The sequence below is a fragment of the Leucobacter sp. NPDC015123 genome (genome assembly GCF_043080205.1).
In the GTDB taxonomy this organism is placed as follows: domain Bacteria; phylum Actinomycetota; class Actinomycetes; order Actinomycetales; family Microbacteriaceae; genus Leucobacter; species Leucobacter aridicollis_A.
Genome location: NZ_JBIBVH010000004.1, coordinates 334,753 through 343,497, shown reverse-complemented (window position 1 = coordinate 343,497; position 8,745 = coordinate 334,753). Strand labels below are relative to the sequence as shown.

Here is an 8,745-nt window from a genome sequence, read left to right as displayed (position 1 = left end):
GCTGTCAAGAGGCGGTACAGGACTTGTCGCTTCCGGTACGGGCCGCACCCGGCCCCCCCCCCCCCCCCCCCCCCCCCGCCCCCCCCCCCCCCCCGGCCCCCCCCCCCCCCCCCCCCCCCCCCGCCCCCGCGCGGCCCCCCCCCCCCCCCCCCCCCCCCGCCGCTCGTGCTTGCGCCCTCTGCCCTGCTAGTTCCCGAGGATCTTCTGGTAGGCCTGCGCGTACCTGTTGTCTTCCTGCGCGGTCGGGGTACGCATATCGTGAATGCGCGCGGACATCTCCTCGTCAGGGAAGACGAGTGTGTTCTCGGCCATTTCTGGGTTGAGTTTCGCCATCGCGTCGCGTGCACCGGCTACTGGGGTGACATACTGCACGTACTCGGCGACCTGGGCGGCAACCTCTGGCTCGTAGTAGTAGTCGATCAAAGTGTGAGACTGCTCAAACGCCGCCGTGCTTTCTGGGAGGCAGAACGAGTCAATGAAGAGTGTGGCCCCAGCCTCGGGCACCACAAACTTCCAGACTTCCTCGCCCTCTTCCTCGTTGAGCATCGCCACGTCGCCAGACCAGGCCATGCCTGCGAGCACGGCGCCGCTCTGCAGGTCTTGCGTGTATGAGTTGCCCTTGACTGTGTAAACGTCGCCGTTCTTAATGTGCGCTTCGGCGACCTCGAGAGCGGCGAAGAACTCATCGTCACCCCACGCGTCGCCAGTGATGTCAACCCCCTGCTCGAGCATGATGAGCCCAAGCGTGTCGTCCTGCTCGCTGAGCAGGCTCACCTTCCCCTTGAGATCGGCGCTCCACAGGTCGCTCACCGAGGCGACACCTTTCGGGTAGAGCTCGGCGTTATAGACGAGGCCGGTCATACCCGCCTGGTAGGGGATCGACCACTCCCGCTTCGGATCGAACGACGAGTGCCTCACCATGTCGATCATCTGTGCGTCAACATTCGGCATGAGCGCGCGGTCGAAGGCAGTGAGCTGCTCTTGCTCCCAGAGGCGAATGAGCGATGAGTCTGTGAGCGTGAACAGGTCGTAGCCCGTGTCTTGGCCGAGCTTCAACTGGTCCTTGACCTTCGCCATGAACATCTTGTTGTCGTCAATGTCCTCGAAGTACTCGACGTCGATGTTCGACTGCTCCATGAACTCGCTCAGGCTCGTGAAGTCTTGCGTCTCCTCATCAAAGTCGAGGTAGTACGTCCAGCTCGCCCAACGCAACTTGCCCGCCGAACCGTCGCCGTGGGCAGGCCCACTTGGCGCGCAAGCCGCGAGTGATGCGGCGCCGGCCGCAGCCGCACCGAGGCCGAGGCCTTGAAGCAGGCGGCGCCGAGTGAGCTGCGCGCTCCTGGCCCGACGAACAAGCTCCGCGATCACGGGATCAGTTGGGGCGTTGCGCATGACTTTCTCCTTTGAAATGCATGGGGTCAACTCATCCACATCATCTCAGACGGCTACAGGCGGCGGTAGGCCTCCGCGATGAGTGTCGCGAGTTCCGCAGAAACTCCCCGGGTGCCAGCAATGAGGAGTTCCTCACCCGCACGGTTGTCGCCGAGCCCGCGAACGACTACGCCGGCCTCGCGCGCGATGAGCGCCGCAGCCGCGTAGTCCCACGGCTGCAGGCCCCGCTCGTAGTAGGCATCGAGCCTGCCAGCTGCAAGCATGCACAGGTCAACAGCGGCAGAACCCATGCGGCGGATGTCACGAACCCTCGGGAGGACATGACGGAGCACTTCAGCCTGCTCCGTGCGGCGCTCGACGGTGTACCCGAAGCCAGTCGCGAGCAGTGTGCCGCCGAGCTCGGTGTCAGTGGGGCCCGACAGTCGCTCGCCGTCAAGATACGCGCCGCCGCCGTCCCACGCCGTGAACAGCTCACCAGACGACGGCACGTACACGGCGCCGGCGACAGCTCGGCGGCCGTCAGACATCGTCCCAGGCGCGCCGTCTTCGACAGTCGCTGCAACGCTCACGGCGTAGGCGGGCAGATCGTAGAGATAGTTCACCGTCCCGTCGATCGGGTCAACGACCCAGGTCACGCCAGTGGTACCGGCGGTGCTCGCTCCTTCTTCGCCGAGCAGCCCATCGTGAGGCCGCAGCCGCCGCAGGCCGGCCGCCAAGAGACGCTCGGCCTCCTGGTCGGCCGCAGTCACGACGTCAGTGAGGCTCGACTTGGTCTGCGCGACCGTGACGCCCACGGCGCGCTGTGCACGAACGCCCTCGCCAACCTCGCGAGCGAGCGAGCCCGCGATCTCGGCCAGAGCTGCAACATCAACCGAATCAGTCATGATTCAGAGCCTAGCGGCCCCGGCAGAAGCCCGTGCGGGAGAGCGCGACGCTGACTCTCCCGCACGGTGCAGTCTGGCTACGTACCGCGTGCGCTGCGCGCTAGGCGCGCTGATCCTGATCGAACGCGTACGCTTCCTCGCCGTGGATGGCGGCGTCGATACCACGCTCCTCGACCTCAGCTGGCACCCTGAGGCCGGTCGTGAGCTTGACCGCCAATGCGATGAGCAGCGACGCCCCGAATGAGTAGATCACCACTCCGAGCACTGAAATCACCTGTACGAGTAGGAGGCCAGCGTCTCCACCAGTGAATAGGCCGTCGTTGAACGCGAAGAAACCGAGGTACACGGTTCCCAGCACACCCGCGACGAGGTGCAGGCCGACAACGTCAAGGGAGTCGTCGAACCCGAGGCGAAACTTCCACTCGATCGCGAATGCGCAGGCCGCGCCCGCGAGCAAACCGAGGAGCAGCGCGAACCCCGGGGCGAGGTTCGCCGCGGCCGGTGTGATCGCGACGAGGCCAGCGACCGCACCCGACGCTGCGCCAATCACCCCAGGCTTGCGTCCGCGCAGAGCGTCAGTTGCCAGCCAACCGAGGATCGCGGCGGCGGGAGCGCCGAGTGTGTTCACGAGGATGAGGCCGGCGGTTGCGGCATCGCCCGCGAGGCCCGCATTGAAGCCGATCCAACCGAACCACAGCAGCGCCGCCCCGATCGTCACGAGCGGGATCGAGTGCGGCCTGTGGGCGCCGGGCGCGAAGTCGTGACGCTTGCCCACGATGAGCGCAAGCGCGAGTGCGGCCGCGCCAGCGTTGATGTGGATCGCCGTGCCACCAGCAAGATCAATGACGTCGGGAGTGCCGAGCCAGGTTCCGAGCTGAGCAATCCAGCCGCCGCCCCACACCCACGCCGCGACTGGGAAGTAGACGAGCGTCGCCCACACGCCGGCGAAGAGCACCCATGAGCCGAGGCCGACACGGTCGGCGATCGCGCCCGAGATGAGTGCCGTAGTGATCATCGCGAACACCGCGCCGAAGCCGACCCCGATGAACTCGCCAGGGTCGGTGTTCATGAGTCCAAAGTCTCGAAGCGGGTTCCCGGCGAACCATCCGTCGCCCTCGCCGAAGACGCTCATGCTGTACCCGAACAGGATCCAGAGGACCCCCACAACTCCCATCGCGCTCACGCTGAACAGCATCATGTTCACGACCGATCGCACCCGGACGAGGCCGCCGTAGAACAGCGCAAGGCCTGGCGTCATGATGAGTACGAGCGCGGAGCTCGCGAGCGTCCACACATCTGTTGCTTCCATGGTTCTCTCCTCTGCTCGGCCGCCACTGGCCGAAAGTCGCCCCGCGCGCCGGTGCGGCTGGGTGCTGCCAAGTCTGCGCGCCTCCGGTTTCGCAACCGTTTCTCGTATGCGACGGTTCAGTCACTTCTCTGTTTCCCAGGTGTTTCGGGGGAGACCCGCCGCTGCCGACTCAACATGTGTGGCCGCCGCCGGCAATCGGTGCTAAGCTTGTGAGGTTGCCGTTCGATCGGCCGCGGATACAGAGAGCCCAAGCATCCTGCTGAAGGCGCCGCGCAACTGGAGAAAGGGGATCACCTATGTCATTGCCCACAGATGTCAAGAAGGCGATCATCGAAGAGTACGCGACTACTGCTGGCGACACCGGATCCCCTGAGGTCCAGGTAGCGCTGCTGTCGCGTCGTATCAAGGATCTGACCGAGCACCTCAAGGAGCACAAGCACGATCACCACTCGCGTCGTGGTCTGCTCCTCCTCGTGGGTCAGCGTCGCCGCCTCCTGGCTTACCTCCAGAAGACGGACATTGCCCGTTACCGTGCGCTCATCGAGCGCCTCGGTCTGCGCCGCTAAGTTCGGCCAGTGATCGGCTTGGCTGATCGCCTATGACTCTGGGAAGCCCCTCTCCTTCGGGAGAGGGGCTTCTTTGCGTGTGGAGGGCGGGGGCGCAGAGGTATTAGCCTGGAGCTATGCGGACGATGAGGCGATCACGGTGACCAGGGGGCGAGGCGAACTACTCCAAGCCGGCGACCCCGTGCCCGGCGGCTCTGTCTTCCTGCAGGCCCTAGGCGACGAAGCTCGTAAGCTTCACCCTGAAGTGCTGAAGTACGTCGCTGGAGGGGGAACCATCGGTTCAACGGTCGTTGTCGAGGGCGAGTTCACTGTGGCTGGCAGCCGCTACGGTCGGCTGAATCTGTTGGCCCGGCCGTTCGTTGGACCCGACCTTTTCGTCACCCGTTACGAACGGAACGTGCCGTTCCGCGTTGAGAACACGATTGCGGTGGAAGATGCTGCCGGCCTCGGCCTCAAGTCTGAACGAATCTTCATGTTTCGGCCCGGGCCCCAGCGCTTTGCCGATGTGCTGCTTCCGAGCCCTCGTCCGGGCCGGCTCAGAAATCGAGTGGGGGCGTCGCGCCGCATCGAGCTTGAACTCAGGTGCTCGGTAACCGAGTCGGGCTTCCTCCGGTTGTCCTCGGAGCGGGCGTGGTTGCTACTTGGGCCGCTGCGGATACGACTGCCAGCCTTTGCATCAGTGCGTGCAGAAGTGATTGACGGGTTCGACGACGATGCCCAACGAAACACGGTGCGAGCCGAGGTGCGAAACCCGGTGCTCGGCACGGTGCTCGAGTACCGTGGCGCATTTAGCCGCGAGGTCTTGTAGCTCTCTCAGCGACCGTGTCTGTGAGGCTGGCCTGAGCAAGGGCGCACGGCCTGGGCCTCATCCCTGCCGAGGCAGCCTCCCATTCCTGCCGGAGACCGCCCCCACCCTCTTAGGCAGCCTCCCATTCCTGCCCGAGACCGCCCCCACCCTCTTAGGCCGCCTCCCATTCCTGCCCGAGACCGCCTCAACCCTCCCGGACCGCACCGCAGCACCGCCAGCGGCGTGCTGTCTCGGAAGGATGACGCTTTCTCGCTCACTTCTTGGGTCCAGTGTTGGGGCACCTTTCTTGAGGAGTCGGTGTCGGGCCTTACTTCGTCCACAGCTGGGTGGAGCCCGGGGAAGCAGACAAGGTTGCGCACAGTGCGGCGGCAACCTACTCACTCCAGGCCCAGGGCTGGCAGTCTCGGCGGATGGATCCAGTGGCGAGAATACTTGACGTGCAGTCCTGCCTGCTCCAACGGGTGCGGCTCCGAGATGATGGCGTGCATGATCGAGTCATCGCGGCCGCGCTGAGAAATGAAACCTGGCGACGGCTTGCTCGAGGCGTGTACGTCGAGGCGTCCAGGTTTGGTAGTTGGACGCCTGATGAGCAGCACCTGGCCAGAGCGCTCGCCGTGAATATCAGCGCGACGTCTGTGCGGCCAGTGTTCTCCCATATGACCGCCGCAATTCTGCTCGGTCTCCCCGGCTACGGGATGCATCGCGAACGCGTTCACGTGACGCTTATGGGGTCAAGGCACACCCATAGTTCGCGCGACATCGTCAGGCACCAGGCCGCCATCGAGCCAGCCGTGGTTGTTGAGATTGGCGGTTTGCTGTGTACGTCGCTCTCACGGACACTGCGCGATGTTGCACGCCTTGCAAGCGCTGAGCAAAGCGTAGTGACGCTCGACGCTGGTGTTCGCCGTGCAGTTGCGTTGGCACCCCGGCGAGACGCAGCTGAAGCGGAGTCGCAATGGCAAGCGGTGCTGCGAGAAGAGCTCGCGGCAATGCCGGGTGAGCGGGGCGTCGCCTGGGCGCGGAGACGACTGGCTTTCGCTGATAGCCGATCTGAATCAGTCGCCGAAAGCCTGAGCCGCTTGCAGCTTCGCCGACTCGGATACGAGGTGGAGCTGCAAGTCGGAGTTCCGGCGCCTTCGGGCTCCATGTATCGCGTCGATTTTGCGCTCGTCGGCAAACGGACGCTGGGGGAAGTCGACGGCGACGCGAAGTACACTGACGATCGGCTGCGAGGCAGACGGACCCCCGAGGAAGTTGTGCTTGCAGAGAAACGGCGCGAAGACTGGATTCGAGGCGCGACGGGCTGCGGACTGGTGCGGTGGGGCTTCTCAGAGAGTCGCTCAGCCCGATTGCTCGGAGCGCGACTTCGCGCGTTCAGCGTGCCGCCCCCGTGAGGATGGGTATGGTCGAGAACGTTCCAGACCTCCGAGACAGGCCCCGGTGGTGCGGGGGACGGGGCGGTCTCGGATGGACGGGGCGGTCTCGTAGCGGTGCGCCGGGCTGCCAGGGGTTGCGCGGGGCTGGGATGGGCGGCCAGGGGTGGCGCGGCAGGGCTAGGGGTGGGCGGCCGGGGCTGGGCGGGCTGAGCCGGAGCGGCAGCGCAGCGCTCGCAGGCCGTGCAGCATGGGCGAAAGCCACGCACCAACACGCAAGTGGCCCCTCCCGCGAGTGCGGGAGGGGCCACCATGCTGAGCGTGTCAGATCATTAGATCTTCGACGAAGCGTCCTTCAGAACGCTGCGGAGGATTCCACCGATCTCAGCGAACTCAGCCGGACCAATTGTCAGCGGCGGAGCGAGCTGGATGACGGGGTCTCCACGATCGTCTGCGCGGCAGTACAGGCCTGCGTCCCACAGTGCGGGCGACAGGTAGTCGCGCAGCAGGCGGTTCGACTCTGCCTCGTTGAAGGTCTCCTTGGTCGACTTGTCCTTGACAAGCTCGATGCCGAAGAAGTAGCCCTCACCGCGGACGTCGCCGACGATGTCGATGTCGAGGAGCTTCTCGAGCTCGGCGCGGAACAGCGGGCTGTTCTCGCGGACGCGGCCGTTGAGGTCCTCTTCCTCGAAGATGTCGAGGTTCTCGAGCGCAGCTGCAGCAGCAGCAGGGTGACCGGCGAAGGTGAAGCCGTGGTAGAAGGTGTTGTCCTCCGAGTTGAAGGGCTCCGACACCTTGTCCGAGACGATCATCGCACCGAGCGGGACGTAGCCCGAGGTGATGCCCTTTGCCGAGGTGATGATGTCGGGCTCGTAGCCGAGTGCCTTCGAAGCGAAGAAATCGCCGACGCGGCCGTACGCACAGATGACCTCATCCGAGACGAGGAGCACGTCGTACTGATCGCAGATCTCGCGAACGCGCTTGAAGTAGCCGGGGGGAGGCGGGAAGCAGCCACCCGAGTTCTGCACGGGCTCAAGGAACACTGCAGCAACGGTCTCGGGGCCTTCGAAGAGGATTGCCTCTTCGATGCGGTTTGCAGCCCACTGGCCGAATGCCTCGATGTCGTCCGAGGGCGCGCCCATCTCTTCAGCGCGGTAGAAGTTGGTGTTCGGCACGCGGTGACCACCGGGGGTCAGCGGCTCGTAGAACTTCTTCATGTCGGGGATGCCGGTGATCGCAAGGGCGCCCTGCGGGGTGCCGTGGTAGGCAACCGACCGCGAGATGACCTTGTGCTTCATCGGCTGGCCCTTGATCTTCCAGAAGTGCTTCGCCAGCTTGAACGCTGACTCAACAGCCTCGCCACCACCGGTGGTGAAGAAGACCTTGTTCATCTCGCCGGGAGCGTACGAAGCGAGGCGCTCCGACAGCTCGATTGCGGCGGGGTGAGCGTACGACCAGAGAGGCATGAAGTCGAGCTGCTTCATCTGCTTCGCAGCTGCGTCGACGATACGCTGGCGGCCGTGGCCGGCGTTGACAACGAACAGGCCTGCGAGGCCGTCGATGTATTCCTTGCCTGCGGCGTCGTAAATGTGGTGGCCCTCGGCGCGCGTGATGACGGGGATACCGTCGTTGAGCACCTTGCGGTTAGTGAAGTGCGGCCACATGTGGCGCTTGGCCGAAGCCTGGAGCGCAGCAGTGTCGACCGCAGCAGTCGGATCGAAAGACATGGTTATCTCGTTCCCCAGTCGTATTTTTGTTTGTTGAGTTGGAGGTAGACGAACGTCTCAGTAGCTGAGACCCCATCGATGTCCCTGATCTTGTCGTTCAGGAGCTCGATGAGACCGTCGTCGTCCTCACAGACAACCTCTGCGAGGATGTCGAAGGAGCCAGCGCTCAAAACGACGTAGCTCACTTCGGGTAGTTCCGCGAGGCGGTCGGCGACGACCCTTGTATCGCCTGAAACGCGAATGCCGAGCATTGCTTGTCGGTGAAAGCCGAGTCGCATCGGGTCTGTCACTGCAACAATCTGCATGACCCCAGCATCCGTGAGCTTCTGAACACGCTGCCTGACGGCGGCCTCGCTGAGGCCAACAGCCTTCCCGATCTCGGCGTACGAGCGGCGACCGTCGAGCTGAAGTTGCTCAATGATCGCCTTCGACGTCGAATCGAGGGCAGGACTAGTTCGTTTGCTGCTCACGCTTCTGATTCTGACAGTTCAACCTGGAAATAGCAAAGGAATCAGTTGTTTAGGGACCAAAAATGTGCGTATTTGCCCAGCTGGACGCAATTGATCTGCGGCGCGTCGGTGCGGCGGCGGGTCGCATGAGTGTTCACTGCAAACTGTACCAACGAGAGCCTGCAGTCCATATGAATTCTTGGTTTTTCCGGTGGATTCCGTCCATCTATTACGTAT

The 8,745-nt window shown here is 64.2% G+C and carries 8 protein-coding genes; 3 read left to right on the top strand and 5 right to left on the bottom strand.

Going from position 1 to position 8,745, the window contains the following annotated elements; all coding sequences use genetic code 11:
• Positions 1-186 precede the first annotated feature (186 nt).
• The 3 genes from ACF07D_RS10655 to ACF07D_RS10645 form a co-directional block, all read right to left on the bottom strand.
• Positions 187-1,392: a PotD/PotF family extracellular solute-binding protein gene (locus ACF07D_RS10655; RefSeq protein WP_391504889.1), complete on the bottom strand. Its 1,206-nt coding sequence runs from the start codon at positions 1,390-1,392 to the stop codon at positions 187-189.
• A gap of 53 nt (positions 1,393-1,445) precedes the next feature.
• Positions 1,446-2,276 (bottom strand): inositol monophosphatase family protein, encoded by an 831-nt coding sequence (locus ACF07D_RS10650; RefSeq protein ID WP_391504888.1) that lies wholly within the window; start codon positions 2,274-2,276, stop codon positions 1,446-1,448.
• Positions 2,277-2,376: 100 nt separating this feature from the next.
• On the bottom strand, positions 2,377-3,585 hold the full coding sequence (locus ACF07D_RS10645; RefSeq protein ID WP_391504887.1) for an ammonium transporter: 1,209 nt from the start codon (positions 3,583-3,585) through the stop codon (positions 2,377-2,379).
• A 296-nt stretch (positions 3,586-3,881) separates the two neighbouring features.
• Between ACF07D_RS10645 and rpsO the strand changes: the two genes are divergently transcribed.
• The 3 genes from rpsO to ACF07D_RS10630 all read left to right on the top strand — a co-directional run bounded on the left by rpsO (position 3,882) and on the right by ACF07D_RS10630 (position 6,353).
• Positions 3,882-4,151, top strand: coding sequence for a 30S ribosomal protein S15 (rpsO, locus tag ACF07D_RS10640; protein WP_119284600.1), 270 nt, complete (start codon positions 3,882-3,884; stop codon positions 4,149-4,151).
• A 139-nt stretch (positions 4,152-4,290) separates the two neighbouring features.
• Positions 4,291-4,959, top strand: a complete 669-nt coding sequence (locus ACF07D_RS10635) for a DUF4166 domain-containing protein (protein WP_391504886.1) — start codon at positions 4,291-4,293, stop codon at positions 4,957-4,959.
• A 419-nt stretch (positions 4,960-5,378) separates the two neighbouring features.
• On the top strand, positions 5,379-6,353 hold the full coding sequence (locus ACF07D_RS10630) for a hypothetical protein (RefSeq protein WP_391504885.1): 975 nt from the start codon (positions 5,379-5,381) through the stop codon (positions 6,351-6,353).
• Positions 6,354-6,664: 311 nt separating this feature from the next.
• Here the strand turns inward: ACF07D_RS10630 and ACF07D_RS10625 are convergent, their stop codons facing one another.
• Positions 6,665-8,059 (bottom strand): aspartate aminotransferase family protein, encoded by a 1,395-nt coding sequence (locus ACF07D_RS10625; protein ID WP_119278989.1) that lies wholly within the window; start codon positions 8,057-8,059, stop codon positions 6,665-6,667.
• A gap of 2 nt (positions 8,060-8,061) precedes the next feature.
• Positions 8,062-8,529 (bottom strand): Lrp/AsnC family transcriptional regulator, encoded by a 468-nt coding sequence (locus tag ACF07D_RS10620; protein WP_119278986.1) that lies wholly within the window; start codon positions 8,527-8,529, stop codon positions 8,062-8,064.
• Positions 8,530-8,745 lie beyond the last annotated feature (216 nt).

What these genes read in the sequence shown, in the direction of transcription:
- ACF07D_RS10655 (WP_391504889.1), bottom strand. Translation starts at nt 1,392, where the DNA reads ATGCGCAACGCCCCAACTGATCCCGTGATCGCGGAGCTTGTTCGTCGG.
- ACF07D_RS10650 (WP_391504888.1), bottom strand. Translation starts at nt 2,276, where the DNA reads ATGACTGATTCGGTTGATGTTGCAGCTCTGGCCGAGATCGCGGGCTCG.
- ACF07D_RS10645 (WP_391504887.1), bottom strand. Translation starts at nt 3,585, where the DNA reads ATGGAAGCAACAGATGTGTGGACGCTCGCGAGCTCCGCGCTCGTACTC.
- rpsO (WP_119284600.1), top strand. Translation starts at nt 3,882, where the DNA reads ATGTCATTGCCCACAGATGTCAAGAAGGCGATCATCGAAGAGTACGCG.
- ACF07D_RS10625 (WP_119278989.1), bottom strand. Translation starts at nt 8,059, where the DNA reads ATGTCTTTCGATCCGACTGCTGCGGTCGACACTGCTGCGCTCCAGGCT.